A 17416-nucleotide genomic window follows, 5' to 3' on the forward strand; every position below is an offset into this window, starting at 1 on the left:
CGTGCGATCACTGGGCATGACGGGCGCGTGGGCGCTGGAACCGAAGGTCTTCCCCGACGAGCGGGGCAGCTTCCACGAGTGGTACCGCGGCGAGGAGTTCCGCGAGGCCACGGGCTACGACCTGTCCCTCGCGCAGGCCAACTGCTCGGTCTCCCGGTGGGGCGTCCTGCGCGGGGTCCACTTCGCCGACGTGCCGCCCGGGCAGGCCAAGTACGTCACCTGCGTGCGCGGCGCGATCCTCGACGTGGTGGTCGACCTGCGCGTGGGCTCGCCCACCTTCGCGCAGTGGGAGGCGGTGCGCCTCGACGACGACAGCCGGCACGCCCTGTTCATCGCGGAGGGGCTCGGGCACGCCTTCATGGCGCTCACCGACGACGCCACCGTGGTGTACCTCGCGTCGGAGGGCTACGCGCCGGAGCGAGAGCACTGCGTGCACGCCCTCGACCCCGACCTGGGGATCACCTGGCCCGAGGGCATCCGCCCGCTGCTGTCGCCGAAGGACGCGCAGGCCCCGTCGCTGGCCGAGGCACAGCGGACGGGGCTGCTGCCGTCGTACGAGGCCTGCACCGCGTACTACGAGAAGCTGCGCGCCGTCAGCGACTGACGGCCATCGGCTCCAGGGCCGAACGCAGCGCCTCCAAGCCGCGGGTGCGCTTGTTGCCGCGGTTGCGGGCGCGGACCAGCGGGCGCCAGAAGTCGGCTTCCAGCAGGGTCTCCGGCTTGACCGCCTTCACCCGCTCCAGGACCGCCTCGGGCACCTTCTGCGGGTCGGGCACCTCGAACTCAGCGATGATCTCGTCGTACTTGTCCTTGAGCACCGTGTTGGTGTGGTCGGCGCCGAAGACGACCAGCTGCCCGGTGGGCTGGGTGTCGACGAGGACCGTCACGAGGTCCGGGCGGTAGCGGTTGAGGATCTCGATGACCTTGTAGACGTCACCGGTCCAGGCGGTGGTGTGCCGGTCGCGGGCCGCCTCGTCGATGCTGCGCGGCAGCATGTCGTCGAAGACGATCACGCTGGCCCAGTCGGAGTGCTTCTCGATGTTGATGAAGTCCCGCAGCGCGTACTCGAAGAGGTGCATGCCATCGATGAACGCCAGGTCGAGGGTGGTGCGCCGCCAGTAGCCGAACGGCTTGCGGCCCCGGCGCAGGTTGCGCACGGGGTGGCGGCCGCCCTTGAGGTGGGCGAGGGGGTTGTCGCGGGCGAAGAAGTCGTCGCTGGTGGCCTTCACCAGGTGGACGTCGCACCGGATCTCCGTGACCACCTTGAACGCGGGGTCGACCGCGATGCTGGGGACGCGCGACAGCTTGAGGCTGCGGCCGTCGTTGACCCCGATCTCCAGGTAGTTGCGGTTGGCGGTGGCCTGGTGCAGGCCCCGCAGGAACTCATGGCGTTTCACGAAGGGACTCCTTGCGGATCAGGGGAAGTGCTTCGTGCAGGACGGCGCGCCAGTCGCGCGGCGGCGACAGGCCGACCTCCTGCCAGCGGCCGTGGGCGAGAGCGCTGTACGCAGGGCGGGGCGCGGGCCGGGGAAAGGCCTCGCTGCCTACGGGGCGCACCCGGTCCGGATCGGCGCCGAGGTCGTGGAAGACCGCGCGGGCCAGCTCGTACCAGGTGGCCTCGCCCGAGCTGGTGGCGTGGAAGACGCCGTGCGCACCGCGGCCGAGGTGCGGGCCGAGGTCGGCGACGCGCGCGGCCACGTCGGCGCTCCAGGTCGGCTGTCCGCGCTGGTCGTCGACCACGTCGAGGGTGTCTCGGCGGGACTCCAGGTCGATCATCGTGCGGACGAAACTACGCCCGTGGACGCCGTAGAGCCAAGCGGTTCGCACGATCGCGCTCGCCGCGGGGAGTTCTTCGAGCACGGCGCGTTCGCCCGCGAGTTTGGTGCGGCCGTAGGCGGTGCGCGGGGCGGGAGGATGGTCTTCCGGGTACGGGGTGCGGGCGTCGCCGGGGAAGACGTAGTCGGTGGAGACGTGGACCAGGCGTGCGCCGCTCTTCGCGCAGGCGCGGGCGAGGAGCCGGGGCCCGTCGCCGTTGATCCGCAGGGCCCGCTCCTCGTCGGTCTCGGCGTCGTCGACGGCCGTGTACGCGGCGCAGTTGACGACCAGGTCGGGGCGGTGCTCGGCGAGCACCGCCCCGATCGCCTCGGGTTGGGTGATGTCCAGGGCCCGGTGATCCAGGCCCAGCACGTCCTCGCCTCGCCTGGCGAGTTCGTCGACGGTGTCGCGGCCGAGCATTCCGCCGGAGCCGGTGACCAGCCACCTCATGGCGTCCGCCGCTTCAGGGGTTCCCACCAGGCCCGGTTGTCCCGGTACCAGGCGACGGTGTCGGCGAGGCCGGCGGTGAAGTCGTGGCGCGGGCGGTAGCCGAGCTCGTCGCGGACCTTGCTCCAGTCGACGGAGTAGCGCAGGTCGTGGCCCTTGCGGTCCTCGACGTACTCGACGCGGTCCCAGCCCGCGCCGCAGGCGTCCAGCAGCAGGCCGGTGAGCTCCTTGTTGCTCAACTCCGTTCCGCCGCCGATGTTGTAGACCTCCCCCGGCCGCCCCTGGGCACGCACGAGTTCGATGCCCTGGCAGTGGTCCTCGACGTGCAGCCAGTCGCGGACGTTGAGGCCCTCGCCGTAGAGCGGGACCTTCTTGCCGTCGAGGAGGTTGGTGACGAAGAACGGGACGACCTTCTCGGGGTACTGGTGCGGGCCGTAGTTGTTGGAGCAGCGGGTGACGCGGACGTCCAGGCCGTGGGTGCGGTGGTAGGCGAGAGCGAGGAGGTCGGAGGAGGCCTTGGAGGCGGAGTAGGGGGAGTTGGGCCGCAGCGGGTGGTCCTCGGGCCACGAGCCGGACTCGATGGAGCCGTAGACCTCGTCGGTGGAGACGTGTACGAAGGGTCCGACGCCGTAGCGCAGGGCCGCGTCCAGCAGGGTCTGGGTGCCCACGACGTTGGTCAGGACGAAGTCGGTCGCGCCGGCGATCGAGCGGTCCACGTGGGACTCGGCGGCGAAGTGCACCACCTGGTCCGCCTCCGCCATCAGCTTGTCCACCAGCTCGGCGTCACGGATGTCGCCCTGGACGAACTCCAGCCGGGGATGGTCGAGATCGAGGTTGTCCAGATTGCCGGCGTAGGTGAGCTTGTCCAGCACGGTGACCCGGAGCGCGCCGGACGCCTCGGAGGCCAGCAGGGTGCGGACGTGACAGGAGCCGATGAATCCGGCGGCGCCGGTGACGAGAAGGTTCATGTATGGATCTGCACCTTGCTGTGGTCTCCGAGGACTAGGCGGTGGGCGCTGGGGACACTCGGGGCCGGCGTCACCTCGACGTGCCGGCCGATCAGGGAGTTCTCGATCCGGCCGACCCCGAGGATCGAGGAGTCGCGCAGCACGATGGAGAACTCCACCTCGCTGTCGGTGATCCGGCAGTTCTCCGCGACGGAGGTGAAGGGGCCGACGTAGGAGTCCTCGACGACGGTGCCGGCGCCGATCACGACGGGGCCGACGATGCGCGAGTTCACGATCCGCGCGCCCTCCTCCACGACCACCCGCCCGATCGTCTCGGAGCCCTCGTCCACCTCGCCGTCGATGCGGCGGTCGAGGATTTCCAGGACCGTCCGGTTGACCTCCAGCATGTCGACGACGTTCCCGGTGTCCTTCCAGTAGCCCTTGATGACGGTGCAGCGCACGTCGGCGCGGCTGTCGATCAGGTGCTGGATGGCGTGGGTGATCTCCAACTCGCCACGCCAGGAAGGCCGGATGGCACGCACCGCCTCGTGGATGACGGGCGTGAACAGATAGACGCCCACCAGGGCGAAGTCGCTCTTGGGGTGTTCCGGTTTCTCCTCCAGGCCGATGACCTGGCCGGAGGCGTCGAGTTCTGCGACGCCGAAGGAGCGGGGGTCCGCCACTTCGGTGAGCAGGATCTGGGCGTCGGGGCGGTTCCTGCGGAATTCCTCGACGAGGGGGCTTATGCCGCCGACGATGAAGTTGTCGCCCAGGTACATCACGAAGTCGTCGTCGCCGAGCCAGTCCCGCGCGATCAGTACTGCGTGGGCCAGCCCGAGGGGCTTCTCCTGGGGAATGTAGGTGATCTCCAGACCGAACTTGGATCCGTCGCCGACCGCTTCCTGGATCTCTTCCGCGGTGTCTCCGACAATGACACCGACCTCGGTGATGCCGGCTTCGGCGATGGATTCCAGCCCGTAGAAGAGCACGGCCTTGTTGGCTACTGGCACGAGCTGCTTGGCCGATGTGTGCGTGATCGGCCTCAGTCGTGTACCGGCGCCACCGGACAGCACGAGAGCCTTCATCTGCTTCACCTTAGTCGCGAACCCTGACAGCGGGTCGCGGCTCATGTGGCTTGTTCGTTACGACGAGGCTGCGCCACCGGTCCGGCGGCGCAGCACATGCCTGTCGTCACGGGGCTGGTCAGTCGTCGCCCCGCACGATGTTTCCCTCCGGGGCGGGTTGGTCCGTCCGGGTGGCGCCCTGGTCGAGAACGGCTGGAACGCAGGTGCGCACGACGCCTTTGCCGCGCCGGCGCCGAGCCTTCGACCAGCCGGTCTCCGGTCTACGGATCACGAGCTTCTCACTGGTGTGCGACGTCACGGCGACTCATCTTCCTTCCGCCTCGATGCCCGCCTTCTGCAATGCCCGCGGGTCGAGTCCCCGGCGGCAGTACGGCCAAACGCCGCGTCCCCGGCAGCGGTGGTCAGGCGGTGCCCAGCGCTGCGCGCAGGGTGGCGATCGCCTGGCTGATGGCGGCCTCGGCGGCGTGGGTCCCGCGCAGGGCGTCGAGCATCACGAAGTCGTGGATGATGCCCTGGTAGCGGACCGCGGTGACCGGGACGCCGGCCTCGCGCAGCTTGTTGGCGTACGCCTCGCCCTCGTCGCGCAGCACGTCGGCCTCGCCGGTGACGACGAGCGCCGGCGGCAGGCCGGTGAGCTGCTCGGTGGTGGCGCGCAGCGGGGAGGCCGTGATCTGGGCGCGCTCCGCCTCGTCGGTCGTGTACTGGTCCCAGAACCACTGCATGGCGTCCCGGCGCAGGAAGTAGCCCTCGGCGAACTGGTGGTACGAGCCGGTATCGAAGGCGGCGTCGGTGACCGGATAGAAGAGCACCTGCGCCACGAGCGGGACGTCGCCGCGCTGCTTGGCCATCAGGGTCAGGGCGGCCGTCATGTTGCCCCCGACGGAGTCGCCGGCCGCGGCGATGCGGGAGCCATCCAGGTCCTTGGAGGCGCCGTGTTCGACGACCCACTTCGCGACGGCGTAGTTCTGCTCGATGGCGACCGGGTAGCGGGCCTCGGGCGAGAGGTCGTACTCGGGGAAGACGACCGCGGCGCCGGTGCCGACAGCGAGTTCGCGCACCAGGCGGTCGTGGGTGTGGGCGTTGCCGAAGACCCAGCCGGCGCCGTGGATGTAGACGATCACCGGGAGGGTGCCGCTGGCGCCGGCCGGCCTGACGACGCGCGCCCGGACACTGCCCGTCGGGCCGCCGGGGACGGTGATCCACTCCTCGTCGACGGCGGGCTTGGCGATGTCGCCGGACTGCACCTCGTCGACGGTCTTACGGCCTTCGGCCGGGCCGAGGTCGAAGAGGTACGGCGGGTTGGCGGTGGCCTCGGCGAAGGCCTGGGCGGCGGGTTCGAGGACGGGGCGGGGTGCGGTGGTGCCGGTCATGGCGGCCTCCTCGGATCGGGGGTGCCGCAGCTGCGGCACACAACAAACAGTAGTACACGATTAAGTCGTGCGCTACTTATTAGGGCTGTATTAATTTGGGCTCGATAGAATCGAACGGACCCGAACGATAGAGTGGTGATCGTCGTGAACAGGACAGGAACCGGGAGCCATGCCGTGAGCCCAGCCGCAGCGGAGCCGAGCGAGGGATCGCTGCTCCTCGACGACCAGCTCTGCTTCGCCCTGTACGCCGCCTCCCGCGCCGTCACCGCGCGCTACCGCCCGCTGCTGGACGCCCTCGGCCTGACCTATCCGCAGTACCTGGTCATGCTCGTGCTCTGGGAGCAGGACTCGATCTCCGTACGCGACCTGGGGACCTCGCTCCAGCTGGAGTCCAGCACGCTGTCTCCGCTGCTGAAGCGGCTGGAGGCGAACGGGCTGCTGCGCCGGGAACGCCGTGCGGAGGACGAGCGGTCCGTCGCCCTCCGCCTCACCGAGGCCGGGGCCCGGCTCCGTGAGCGGGCGGGCGAGGTCCCCGTGGCCATCGGCGACGCGATGGGCCTGACTCCCGAACAGGACGCTGTGGCCAAACAGCTCCTCCGTCTGATCACGGCCAACGTCACGGACTGAGCGCGAGCTCGGCCCACACCTGTTTGCCGCCGCTGACCGGCACGGTCCCCCACGTCTCCGACATGGCCTCGACGAGGAGGATGCCGCGGCCGCCGGTGGCCTCCCAGCCGATGCTGGTCGGTTTGACGGGGGTGCGGGCCGAGGAGTCGGCGACCGAGACGCGCAGCCGGTTGTCGAGCAACGTGAGGTCGAGCCGGACCTGACCGTCGGTGTGCACGAGGGCGTTGGTGACGAGCTCGGAGACGATGAGGAGTACGGCGTCCATGTCGTCCCGGGGCACACCCCAGGCGCGCAGGGTGCGCCGGGTGAAGCGGCGGGTGTGTCCCACGGCCTCGGGGACGCGCCACACCGTCCAGCTCTCGCGCAGCGGGCGCAGCGTCATGCCGTCGTAGCGCAGCAGGAGCAGGGCGACGTCGTCGCTGCGCTGGGCGTTGCCGAGCAGGGCGTCGGCAACCAGGCCGAGGTGCGCGGGGTCGGAGGCGGCCAGTTCGCGCGCGAGGCGGTCGAGGCCCACGTCGATGTCGGCCTCGTGGGACTCGACGAGGCCGTCCGTGGTCAGCGCGACCACCGTGCCTGGCTGCAGCCTCAGCACGCTCATCGGGAAGTCGGCCTGCGCGACCACGCCGAGCGGCGGTCCCCCCTCCGTGTCCGGCACCTCCGTACTGCCGTCCGGGTGGCGCAGCACCGGCGGCAGATGTCCGGCACGGACGTACCAGGCGGAGCCCTCCTCCATGTCGACGTCGACGTAGCAGCAGGTGGCGAAGAGATCGGTCTCCAGGTCCATGAGGAGCCGGTTGGCGTGGGAGACGACCACGTCCGGCGGGTGTCCCTCCACGGCGTAGGCGCGCAGGGCGGTGCGCATCTGCCCCATGAGGGTGGCGGCGCTCGCGTTGTGGCCCTGGACGTCGCCGATGACGAGGGCGACGTGGTTGTCGGGCAGCGGGATCACGTCGTACCAGTCGCCGCCGACCTCCAGGCCTGCCGTGGTGGGCAGATAGCGGGCGACGGCGACCGCGCCGGGCAGCTTGGGCAGGCGGCGCGGCAGCAGCTGGCGCTGGAGCATGCCGACGAGTTCGTGTTCGGCGTCGAAGGCGTGGGCCCGCATCAGGGCCTGGCCCGCGAGGCCGGCGGAGGCGGTGAGCAGGGCGCGTTCATCGGGGCCGAAGTCGTGAGGGGTGTCCCAGCCGATCAGGCAGGCGCCCGCCATGCGGTTGCCGGCGGGCAGCGGCAGGACGGCGAGTCCGCCGGGGCCGACCTCGGCGAGGGCCGGTTCCAGAGGGGTGCCGGCGGGCCAGATGTGGGTGCGGCCCTCGCGCAGGGCGGCGGCGAGGGTGGGCATGGCGCGCACAGGTGCGTCGGGCCACTCGCTGCGCCACTCCAGGCGCCACAGCTCGGGCCAGGACTCCGGTTCGGGCGGGTCGAGGACCGTGACCACGAGCCGGTCGCCCTCCAGCTCGGCGAGCGCGATCCGGTCGGCCTGCAGCGGCTTGCGCAGAGCGGAGACCACGGCCTGGCTGACGTCGCGGACGGTGCCGGCGGTGGCGAGCGTGGCCGCGAGGCGCTGGACGCGGGCCACGTCGGTGACGTCGGAGCGCAGTTTGGAGGCGTCGGCGACCGTGCCCTCGAGCCTGGCGGGCCGGCCCTCGCCGCCGGGCAGAAGGCGCCCGCGCAGCCTGAGCCACTTCGGCGGGCCGGAGGGCTGCAGGACCCGGAACTCCAACTCCCGGTCGCCGATGGACATGTGGTCGGCCTCGACCACGGACATCAGCGAGGGCAGGTCCTCCGGCACGGTCAGGCCCAGCAGGGTCTCGACCTTGCCGTCGAACTCCTCACGGGTGAGCGAGAACAGTTCCAGGATGTCGTCGCCGATCTCGACGCGGCCCGTGTCCATGGCGAGGCCGAACGCGTTCGCCGGCAGTTCGCCGCCCTCCGCGGCCCGGGCGGGGGCGGGGCAGCCGACGGCGTCGGCGATCAGCTCCAGGCACTTGCGGTCCTCGGTGTCGAAGCCGTCGGGCCGCTCGCTGACGGCCAGCAGACAACCGCCGCCGTCGTCGTCCCCGCGCGTGGGCAGCACCGCCAGGGAGAAGTCCCCCGCCGGCGTCCGCCGCGACTGGGCTCCCTCGGCCAGTTCCTTGGGCCCGAGCCACACCGGGCTCCCGGAGCGGTGGCCGTCGGCGACCGGGGAGCCGCCGGAGCGCGGATAGGTGTCGCGCACGCCGAACAGCGTCCTCGGCACGCCCGCCGACTCGACCAGGCACAGCAGCTCGCCGTCCTCCCCCGGCGTGTACACGGCGACGAACGCCGCTCCGGCGAAGACGAGCGCCTGTTCCAGGACGCGACGCACCCGGTCGGGCGAGGCCGGACCGGACATGAGCGCTTTCAGGGCACCTTCGGCGCGCAGAGTTCTCGTTCTGCGTCCCTCCGCACCCTGACTGACCACGTCCGCAATTACAGCGCGTATGAGACGCCTGCGCAGCCCCTGTGAGCATTCCGTGGACGCCGTCTGCGGCGCGCACTCGAAACGCGCCGAACATGTCTTTACGCGTGCGTATCGCACGGTGATCTCGTGACAGGCGTGACTGTCGGGGGCCGCCGACCGGCTGGAAGTGTCGGTGCCGGGCCACGGAGGGGGCGCATGGACAAGCGGTACGAGGCGTACGCGCCGGTGTTCAAGACCGCTCGCCGCGAGGTGCCCGAGGGCTGGGCGACGGCGCGGATCGGGGACTGGCTGACTCTGACGCCGCTCGGCGCGGACGGGGGCCCGCTGCCGGGCCCGGCGAAGCGGTGGAAGATCCACGCCTCGGCGACCCGGGCGAACGCGGAACGGATCGCGGCGATCGTGTGGGACTACCGCGTGCCGCCCCGGATCCCGTTCAGGTTCGTGCCGGGCCCGCACCTGCTGCACCTGCGCAACGGGCGCCGGGTCGTCCTGAAGGAGGGGCGGCCGCGCGCGGGCCGGGCGGCGGCGTCCTGGCATCGCTCGCCGTGCGCGACCGGCCGTCAAGGGGCAGATTTGATGACTGGGACCCGTCGCCCGGCCGTGCGAGGAGGTGGTCGGCGTGTCCGACGGGCAGACGTCCGCTCAGGCGCCGGCGGCCGCGAGGACGCGGGTGGGCCGACCGCTGCTGTCTTTGGCGCTGGCGTCGATGATGGACGACGTCCACGCGCACTCCGGCGCGGTGTATCTCGTGGCGCCCGGCGAACCCGTACTGGAGATGGCCGTGATGGCGGGGCTGCCGCGGGCCTTCGCCGCGCCCTGGGAGCGGGTGGGGCTGAGCGCGCCGGTCCCGGTCGCCGAGGCGGTGCGTGAGCGGCGGTTGGTGTGGGTGGGCGGCGAGGAGGAGATGGCGCGCCGCTATCCGCGTATCGCCGTCGTGCTGCCGTATCCCTTCGCGCTGGCCGCGCTGCCGGTGGCCACGGCGTCGACGGCGTTCGGCGCGGTGTTCGTGACCTGGCCGGGCTCCCATCCGCCCGAGCTGTCCGACCGGGAGCGGGAGAATCTGACCGCGGCCTGCGACCGGCTCGCCATGCGGCTGGAGCGTGCCCTCGAGGAGAGCCGCCCGCTGCTGCCCGAGCCCGATCTGCTCGGTGTGCCGCCGGTGGGCGGGGCGGCCGGCACGCTCGGCAGCGTGGAGGCGGCGCGGATGGTGGCGCGGCTGCCGTACGGGCTGTGCTCGCTCGATCTGCACGGCCGGATCAGCTTCGCCAACGCGGCGGCGGCCGAGCTGATCGGGGTCCCGGTCAGCAGACTGCTGGGCACCCAGCTGTGGGCGTCGGTGCCCTGGCTCAACGACCCCGTGTACGAGGACCGCTACCGGGCGGCGCTGATGAGCCAGCACACCACCTCGTTCGTGGCGCTGCGCCCGCCCGGCGACTGGCTGTCGTTCCGGATGTATCCCAGTACGACCGGGCTGAGCGTCCGGGTCACCCGGGCGCGGGCAGTGGCGGAGATGAACCGGGCCGGACCGCAGCCCGGTGACACCCCCTCCCGCCTGGTCACCATCTCGCAGGTACTGACGCTTGCCGGCGCGCTCACCGAGGCGGTGGGGGTGCAGGACGTGGTGCAGCTGGTCGCGGACGAGATCGCCCCGGCCGTGGGCAGCCAGGCGCTGGTCGTCCTCGGTACGCGGGCGGGGCGGCTGCATGTGCTGGGGCACCGCGGGTATCCGGACGCGCACATCGTGGAGCGGTTCGACGGGCTGCCGCTGGCGGAGCCGACGCCGGGCACGCACGCCCTGAACACCGGGCAACCGGCGTTCTTCGACTCCCAGGAGCAGTTGGAGTGGCTGTATCCGTCGCGGCACGCCACCCCCGACGGCTTCGCCGCCTGGGCCTATCTGCCGTTGATCGCCTCGGGACGCCCGGTCGGCACGTGTGTCCTCGCCTACGCCGAACCGCACCAGTTCCCGGCGGACGAGCGGGCGGTGCTGATGAGCCTGGGCGGCCTGATCGCACAGGCCCTGGAGCGGGCCCTGCTCTACGACGCCAAGCACCGGCTGGCGCACGGCCTGCAGGCGGCCCTGCTGCCGCACTCGCTGCCGACGCTGCCCGGCATCGACGCGGCCGCCCGCTATCTGCCCGCCACCCAGGGCATGGACATCGGCGGCGACTTCTACGACCTGGTGCCGACGCAGGGCGTGGCCGCGGCGGTGATCGGGGACGTGCAGGGCCACAACGTGACGGCGGCCGGGCTGATGGGACAGATCCGCACCGCCGTCCGCGCCTACACGACGGTCGGTCAGACCCCCGCGGAGGTCATGGGCAGCACCAACCGGCTGCTGATCGACCTTGGCGCCGACCTGTTCGCCAGCTGCCTGTACCTACGGCTCGATCCGGCGCGTGGGCGGGCCGTGATGGCCCGGGCGGGGCATCCGCCGCCGCTGCTGCGACGCCCCGACGGGCGGGTACGGGTGCTCGACCTGGCCGGTGGCCCGCTGCTCGGCATCGACGGCTCGGCGGTCTATCCGACGACCGAGGTCGACCTCGCGCCCGGCTCCGTCCTCGCCCTCTACACCGACGGGTTGATCGAGTCCCCGGGCGTCGACATCGAGGACGCGCTGGCGAGCCTCGGCAAGCGGCTCGCCGAAGCCGGGGAGCTGCCCCTGGACGAACTCGCCGACCACCTCGTAGAACACGGCACCGCCGGGCGGGAACGGCTCGACGACGTGGCGTTGTTGCTGCTCAGGGCCCGAGAAGCCGGCTGAGCGGCGGGTACGGACTCCCTGTGGGAACGACGCGGTCCGGCCCCCCCGCCGGAGGGCCGGACCGTCCACCGTCGACCTGAACCGCTGGTCGGGTCGATCAGTGGGTCTGGGACGAACCGTCGTCCGCACCGGCCCCGCTCTGGTCGGCCGCGCCGGCGCCGGACTGGTCGTCCGCACCGGTCCCGGACTGGTCGCCGACGGCACCGGACTGGTCACCGGCAGCGTCGCTCGCCGTCGCGGACGGGTCCGCGGTGCCGGCCTGGTCGTCGCCGCCGACCGCGTCGCCGCCGGCCGCCGGGTCGCTCGCCGTCGCGGACGGGTCGGCTGTGCCGGCCTGGTCACCCGCGCCCGCGCCGCCGTCACCGAGGGTCGCGCCCGTGGCCTGGAGAGCAGCGGTGACCGGCTGGAAGAAGGTCTCGCCGCCGCTGGTGCAGTCGCCGCTGCCGCCGGAGGTCAGGCCGACCGCGCCGCCGTCCTGCGTGAACAGGGAGCCACCGCTGTCGCCGGCCTCGGCGCAGACGTCGGTCTGGATGAGACCGGTGACCGTGTCGACGCCGTTGGGGTCGGTCTCGCTCTGGAAGTTGACCGTGGCGTCGAGACCGGTGACCGTGCCGTCGTGCAGGCCGGTGGTGCTGCCCATCCGGAACACCTGCTCGCCGACGGTGGCGTCCGCGGCCTGGGTGATCTGGACGGCCTGTCCCTCGCCGGTGTTGACCTCGCTCGCCGCCTGGGTGGCCGGGTCGTCGTACTTCACCAGCGAGAAGTCGCCGTCGCCGGGGAAGGTCGCCTGGTCGACGGTGGCGATGGGCTGCCCGGTCTCGGAGTCGGACCACTGCTTGGCGGCGACACCGCAGTGACCGGCGGTCAGGAAGGCCGGACTGCCGTCGCTGGCCGTGACGTTGAAGCCGAGGGAACAGCGGACGGTGCCGCCCTCCGCCTGGGCGAAGATGGCGTCGCCGCCCGACACGAGCGTCTTGAAGGTGCCGGAGGACTTCTTCACCGTGGCCATGTTCGTGCCGAGGCTCTTGACCGTCGACGTCAGTCTGTCCCAGTTGGCGCCGGTGACCGTGCTGTCGGCGGTGACGGCGAGCTTGTTGGTCTTCGGGTCGACCGCCCACGCGGTGCCCGGGATGGTCGCCTTGGCCTTCAGGGTCTGCGCCCCGGCCGTCAGCGCGGCGAGGCTGTTGTCGACCTCGCGGACCTTCGCACCCGCCTTCTTCGCCTCGACGATCACCTTGTTGTTGTCGCCGGATATGACGTTGACGACCAACTGCTGGCTGCCGGAGTCGTAGTACGAACCGGCGAAGGCCTGACCGAGCAGATCCTGGAGCTGCGAGGCGAGATCCGAGGCGTCGGACGCCTTCAGGGTCTTGGGGGCGGCGTCGGTCGACGATCCGTCCTGCGACGCGTTGGCGTTCGGCAGCAGGATTGCAGCTGCGCCGAGCGCCGCGACGCTGCCTGCCGCGATCGCGGCCTTGCGCTTCGGAATTCGCTTGTGACTCAAACTTCTCGACCTCCTGGGGGACCGGAGTCTGTGCCGCCGTTCGGCAGCGGTTCTGTTCGGGGCGCCTGGATGGCTGTTGGTACGCACGGGCCGCACGGGGCGTTCAAACCCGTTTGCCAACTCCCTTTGCTGAATGCCGAATCGGCCATGACCCGCGTCTGACGCGCCGGCCCGGGGAACAATCGCCCATATGACGATGACCACCGCCGAAGCCGACAAGATCCTCTCCGCCAACTTCGCCCCTTGGGTCCTCGAGCTGGGCCTGACGGTCGAGGAGTTGGGCGACGACCGGGCGACGCTGCGTCTGCCCTGGTCGGACCGGCTGTCGCGGGAGGGCGGCGGGCTGTCGGGGCAGGCCCTGATGGCCGCCGCCGACACGGCCACCGTGATCGCGGTGTCGAGTGCGCGCGGGGCATACGGACCCATGACGACGGTCCAGCAGTCCACGTCGTTCCAGCGCGCAGTGACCGGTTCTGATGTCCTGATCGAAGCGGTGCTCACCAAGCTGGGCCGCCGCATGGCGTTCGCGGACGTCACGATGACCGACGCGATGTCGGGTTCACTCGCGGCGCGTGCGAGCACGGTCTACGCGCTTCTGGGCTGACACCGTCCGCAGTCGATCGGCAACGGTCCGTTCAGAACACGGATCCGAATCACGGCTTCAGCGAATCTGCACATCCAATACCCAACCAAGTCACCGTCGGCGGGGGATCTGCACACGCCGACGGCCTCCGCCACGCCATTGGGACGGGAGTGTCGGATTCGTCGCCGTGGCGGCAAGGCCTCGGACGAACCGATGTGGAGCCGCATGTGAAGAACTCGCCATCGAGCCGTGCGCACTCCTGCACGGATCGGTACCGCAGGGGCTCAAGTTGCCTGGTGAGGCGGTTGGTTGATTGGAGCCGCGCACCCGCAGCGTGCTTTGATCCATCGCACCGCAGGGCCGGCACGGTTCCTGGCAACGGGTGCCGGGCGCCTGCGGTCGCGGCCGTCATCTGTCCCCAGAGGGGGCCGCTCCCCCTTATGAGTTACCCATTAGGAAGGGAAGTTCCATCATGAACTCCACCCCCCAGGTTCAGACCGTCGAGATCTCCGACGCCGAGCTCGACAACGTCTCCGGCGGCCTTTCCCTGAACGCCGTCAGCACCCTGACCGGCACGCTGGACAGCGTCGCCCCGGTTTCCTCCACCGTCGACACGGTTGTCGGCACCGTCGAGGGTGTCTCGGGCCTGAACACCGCCCCGGTCACGGGCCTGGTTGCCGGTCTCTGATCGCACCTTTTGTGATCGTCGAGTCCCGGAGCCGTATCGCGGCTCCGGGGCCTTCGGTTGTCGTAAACCAGCCGGCTCGTGCGAGCCGGTCATCTCTCGTTTTCAGGTGAGGGAAGTTCCGTGCAGTTCCGCCAACAGGCCCTCGCCAAGCTCCAGTCGCCGGAGGAGCTCGACCTTCCGGTGCGGTTCGCCCGTCCGCAGGGCTGGCTCGTCCTGTCCGTGACGGTGGTCGCGATGGCGGCCGCCTCGGTGTGGGCGGTGACCGGTTCGGTGACCTCCACGGTCTCCGCGCCCGCCATCCTCACGCACGGCGAGGGCAGTTACATCCTGCAGAGCCCGGTCGCGGGCCAGGTCACCGCCGTCGTGGCGAAGCAGGGCGAGCGGCTGCCGGCCAACTCCCCCGTTCTCAAGGTCCGTACGGCCCAGGGCGACTCCGTCGTCCGCACGGTCGCCGCGGGCCGGATCACCGGGCTCGCCGCCACGATCGGCCAGATCATCCAGACCGGCGCGAACGTCGCCGCCGTGGAGAAGGTCGCCAAGGCCGACGATCCGCTGTACGCCACGGTGTACGTCCCCGCCGAGAACGCGGCCGCCATCCCCGAGAACGCCGCCGTGGACCTGACCGTCTCCTCGGTGCCCACCCAGACGTACGGCGTCCTGCGCGGACATGTGAAGTCGGTGGACCGCTCCGCGCAGTCGGCCCAGCAGATCTCCGCGTTCCTCGGGGACAGCCAGCTGGGCGAGCAGTTCACCAAGAAGGGCCGCCCCGTGGCCGTACTGGTCAAGCTTGACAAGTCGTCCGCCACGAAGAGCGGTTACAAGTGGTCGTCCAAGGACGGTCCGCCCTTCGGCCTCACCTCCATGACGATCGCCTCGGGCTCGATCCGGCTGGCCGACCAGCGTCCCGTCGATTGGCTGCTGCCGTGAGCACCGCACAGGACACCCGCGGCAGACGCCGCGCCGCGCCGCCCAAGCGCCCCGTCCCCAAGGGCAGGGCGAAGACGGTCCGCACACCGACCGTCCTCCAGATGGAGGCCGTGGAGTGCGGCGCCGCCTCCCTGGCGATGGTGCTCGGCCACTACGGCAAGCACGTCCCGCTCGAGGAGCTGCGCATCGCCTGCGGCGTCTCCCGCGACGGCTCGCGCGCGAGCAACCTGCTGAAGGCGGCGCGCAGTTACGGCCTCACGGCCAAGGGCATGCAGATGGACACGGCCGCCCTCGCCGAGGTGAAGACGCCGGCCGTGCTGTTCTGGGAGTTCAACCACTACGTCGTCTACGACGGCATGGGGCGCCGCTTCGGCCGCCGCGGGGTGTACATCAACGACCCCGGCAAGGGCCGCCGTTTCGTGCCGATGGAGGACTTCGACGGCAGCTTCACCGGTGTCGTCCTGGTCATGGAGCCCGGTGAGGACTTCACCAAGGGCGGCCGCAGGCCCGGTGTGCTCGGCGCGATGCCGGCCAGGCTGCGCGGCACCGCGGGCACGATGCCCGCCGCGATGCTGGCGAGCCTGCTGCTGGTGCTGGTCGGTGCGGCGGTGCCCGCGCTCAGCCGCACCTACATCGACGAGTTCCTGATCGGCGGGCAGACCTCACTGCTCGGCGTGCTGTTCGCGTCGATGGGCGCGTCCGTGCTGCTCACGATCGTGCTGACCTGGCTCCAGCAGACGAACCTGCTGCGCGGCCGCATCATCTCCTCCACCCTCTCCAGCGCCCGTTTCCTGCGGCATCTGCTGCGGCTGCCGGTCACCTTCTTCTCCCAGCGCAGCCCGGCGGACCTCGTACAACGGCTGCAGTCCAACGACGCCGTGGCCGAGACCCTGGCCCGCGACCTCGCAGCGGCGGGCGTGGACGCGGTGGTGGTCGTGCTCTACGCGATCCTGCTGTACACCTACGACCCGCAGCTCACGTTCCTCGGTATCGGCGTCGCGCTGCTGAACATCGTCGCCATGCGCGTCGTCATCCGCCTGCGCGCCACCCGGACGGCGAAGCTGCGCGCCGACAGCGCCCGGCTCACCAACACCGCCTACACCGGCCTGCAGTTGATCGAGACGATGAAGGCGACCGGCGGCGAGGACGGCTACTTCCGCAAGTGGGCCGGACAGCACGCCACCACGCTGGAGGAGCAGCAGCGGCTCGGCGTGCCGAGCGCCTGGCTGGGCGTGGTCGCGCCGACGCTGGCCGCCCTGAACAGCGCGCTGATCCTGTGGATCGGTGGCATGCGCGCGGTCGAGGGCGGCATCTCGGTCGGTCTGCTGGTCGCCTTCCAGGCCCTGGTCACCCGCTTCACCGCGCCGATCACCCGCCTCAACGGCGTCGCGGGCCGCATCCAGGACTTCGCCGCCGACGTGGCCCGCCTCAAGGACGTCGAGAACTTCCAGGCCGACCCGCTCTACGGCCGCCCCGGCGCAGGCGACTCGACGCGCCGCCTGCAGGGTCACGTCGAGCTGCAGAACATCACCTTCGGCTACAACCCGCTCGACAAGCCGCTGCTCACCGGTTTCGACCTGACCGTGGGCCCCGGCCAGCAGGTCGCCCTCGTCGGCGGCTCCGGCAGCGGCAAGTCCACCGTCTCCCGCCTGATCTCGGGCCTGTACACGCCGTGGGAGGGCGTGATCCGCATCGACGACCAGCGCCTGGACGACATCCCGCGCGGCGCCCTCGCCGCCTCAGTGTCCTTCGTGGACCAGGAGGTCTTCCTCTTCGAGGGTTCGGTCCGCGACAACGTCGCGCTGTGGGATCCGTCGATCCCGGACGATGCAGTGGTGGACGCGCTGCGGGACGCGGCGCTCTACGACGTCGTGATGCGCCGTCCCGGCGGCATCCACAGCAAGGTCGAGCAGGACGGCCGCAACTTCTCCGGCGGGCAGCGCCAACGGCTCGAGATCGCACGGGCGTTGGTGCGCAGGCCCAGCATCCTGGTCCTTGACGAGGTGACGAGCGCGCTGGACGCGGAGACCGAGCAGGTCGTGATGGACAACCTGCGCAGGCGTGGCTGCGCCTGTGTGGTGATCGCGCACCGGCTGAGCACCGTGCGCGACAGCGACGAGATCGTCGTGCTCCAGCACGGCACGATCGTGGAACGCGGGCGGCACGAGGACCTGCTGACGCACGGCGGCGCGTACGCGGCGCTGGTCAGGGAGCGATGA

General features: G+C 71.1%; 14 protein-coding genes and 1 pseudogene. 8 read left to right on the forward strand and 7 right to left on the reverse strand.

Going from position 1 to position 17416, the window contains the following annotated elements:
- The first annotated feature begins 1 nt into the window (after position 1).
- Entirely contained in the window at positions 2 to 604 is a 603-nt protein-coding gene (gene rfbC / locus OG303_RS05420) for a dTDP-4-dehydrorhamnose 3,5-epimerase (RefSeq protein WP_405865270.1), read from the forward strand.
- Here the strand turns inward: rfbC and OG303_RS05425 are convergent.
- The 5 genes from OG303_RS05425 to OG303_RS05445 all read right to left on the reverse strand — a co-directional run bounded on the left by OG303_RS05425 (position 594) and on the right by OG303_RS05445 (position 5664).
- A complete protein-coding gene (locus OG303_RS05425) occupies positions 594 to 1397 on the reverse strand; it encodes a class I SAM-dependent methyltransferase (protein WP_405865272.1) in 804 nt (267 codons plus the stop codon). The genes rfbC and OG303_RS05425 overlap by 11 nt on opposite strands.
- Positions 1384 to 2265 carry a dTDP-4-dehydrorhamnose reductase gene (gene rfbD / locus OG303_RS05430; protein WP_405865274.1) on the reverse strand — a complete coding sequence of 294 codons (882 nt, stop codon included), beginning with the start codon at positions 2263 to 2265 and terminating at the stop codon, positions 1384 to 1386. The genes OG303_RS05425 and rfbD overlap by 14 nt, the downstream gene beginning before the upstream one ends.
- Positions 2262 to 3230 (reverse strand): dTDP-glucose 4,6-dehydratase, encoded by a 969-nt coding sequence (gene rfbB / locus OG303_RS05435; RefSeq protein ID WP_405865276.1) that lies wholly within the window; start codon positions 3228 to 3230, stop codon positions 2262 to 2264. Before rfbB ends, rfbD begins: the two co-directional genes overlap by 4 nt.
- The gene (locus OG303_RS05440) at positions 3227 to 4294 is read right to left on the reverse strand and encodes a glucose-1-phosphate thymidylyltransferase (RefSeq protein WP_405865278.1); all 1068 of its coding nucleotides are present in this window, start codon (positions 4292 to 4294) and stop codon (positions 3227 to 3229) included. The genes rfbB and OG303_RS05440 overlap by 4 nt, the downstream gene beginning before the upstream one ends.
- Before the next feature lie 401 nt (positions 4295 to 4695).
- On the reverse strand, positions 4696 to 5664 hold the full coding sequence (locus OG303_RS05445; protein ID WP_405865280.1) for an alpha/beta hydrolase: 969 nt from the start codon (positions 5662 to 5664) through the stop codon (positions 4696 to 4698).
- 174 nt (positions 5665 to 5838) lie between these two features.
- On the opposite strand from OG303_RS05445, the gene OG303_RS05450 reads away from it, so the two are divergent.
- Complete coding sequence (locus tag OG303_RS05450; protein ID WP_405865282.1) at positions 5839 to 6291, forward strand: MarR family winged helix-turn-helix transcriptional regulator; 453 nt, start codon at positions 5839 to 5841, stop codon at positions 6289 to 6291.
- Here OG303_RS05450 and OG303_RS05455 read toward each other — a convergent pair.
- The gene (locus OG303_RS05455) at positions 6281 to 8731 is read right to left on the reverse strand and encodes a SpoIIE family protein phosphatase (RefSeq protein ID WP_405865284.1); all 2451 of its coding nucleotides are present in this window, start codon (positions 8729 to 8731) and stop codon (positions 6281 to 6283) included. The two genes, OG303_RS05450 and OG303_RS05455, sit on opposite strands and share 11 nt — an antisense overlap.
- Before the next feature lie 195 nt (positions 8732 to 8926).
- Between OG303_RS05455 and OG303_RS05460 the strand changes: the two are divergent.
- A pseudogene (locus tag OG303_RS05460) lies at positions 8927 to 9205 on the forward strand (lantipeptide synthetase); the annotation flags it as partial.
- A gap of 136 nt (positions 9206 to 9341) precedes the next feature.
- Complete coding sequence (locus OG303_RS05465; RefSeq protein ID WP_405865286.1) at positions 9342 to 11495, forward strand: SpoIIE family protein phosphatase; 2154 nt, start codon at positions 9342 to 9344, stop codon at positions 11493 to 11495.
- Positions 11496 to 11592: 97 nt separating this feature from the next.
- On the opposite strand, the gene OG303_RS05470 is transcribed toward OG303_RS05465, so the two are convergent.
- Positions 11593 to 12999, reverse strand: coding sequence for a S1 family peptidase (locus OG303_RS05470; RefSeq protein WP_405865288.1), 1407 nt, complete (start codon positions 12997 to 12999; stop codon positions 11593 to 11595).
- A 190-nt stretch (positions 13000 to 13189) separates the two neighbouring features.
- Between OG303_RS05470 and OG303_RS05475 the strand changes: the two genes are divergently transcribed.
- From OG303_RS05475 to OG303_RS05490, 4 genes are all read left to right on the forward strand, one after another.
- A complete protein-coding gene (locus OG303_RS05475) occupies positions 13190 to 13603 on the forward strand; it encodes a PaaI family thioesterase (RefSeq protein WP_405865290.1) in 414 nt (137 codons plus the stop codon).
- A 451-nt stretch (positions 13604 to 14054) separates the two neighbouring features.
- The gene (locus tag OG303_RS05480) at positions 14055 to 14270 is read left to right on the forward strand and encodes a type A2 lantipeptide (protein WP_405865292.1); all 216 of its coding nucleotides are present in this window, start codon (positions 14055 to 14057) and stop codon (positions 14268 to 14270) included.
- Between the two features lie 120 nt (positions 14271 to 14390).
- Positions 14391 to 15197: an HlyD family efflux transporter periplasmic adaptor subunit gene (locus tag OG303_RS05485; protein ID WP_405865294.1), complete on the forward strand. Its 807-nt coding sequence runs from the start codon at positions 14391 to 14393 to the stop codon at positions 15195 to 15197.
- On the forward strand, positions 15194 to 17416 hold the full coding sequence (locus OG303_RS05490; protein ID WP_405865296.1) for an NHLP family bacteriocin export ABC transporter peptidase/permease/ATPase subunit: 2223 nt from the start codon (positions 15194 to 15196) through the stop codon (positions 17414 to 17416). Before OG303_RS05485 ends, OG303_RS05490 begins: the two co-directional genes overlap by 4 nt.

Origin of the sequence: Streptomyces sp. NBC_00005, assembly GCF_045160215.1 — a bacterium.
In the GTDB taxonomy this organism is placed as follows: Bacteria; Actinomycetota; Actinomycetes; order Streptomycetales; family Streptomycetaceae; genus Streptomyces.

Coding starts and splice junctions, on each gene's coding strand:
- OG303_RS05440 (WP_405865278.1), bottom strand. CDS start 4,294: ATGAAGGCTCTCGTGCTGTCCGGTGGCGCCGGTACACGACTGAGGCCG.
- OG303_RS05480 (WP_405865292.1), top strand. CDS start 14,055: ATGAACTCCACCCCCCAGGTTCAGACCGTCGAGATCTCCGACGCCGAG.
- OG303_RS05445 (WP_405865280.1), bottom strand. CDS start 5,664: ATGACCGGCACCACCGCACCCCGCCCCGTCCTCGAACCCGCCGCCCAG.
- rfbD (WP_405865274.1), bottom strand. CDS start 2,265: ATGAGGTGGCTGGTCACCGGCTCCGGCGGAATGCTCGGCCGCGACACC.
- OG303_RS05475 (WP_405865290.1), top strand. CDS start 13,190: ATGACGATGACCACCGCCGAAGCCGACAAGATCCTCTCCGCCAACTTC.
- rfbB (WP_405865276.1), bottom strand. CDS start 3,230: ATGAACCTTCTCGTCACCGGCGCCGCCGGATTCATCGGCTCCTGTCAC.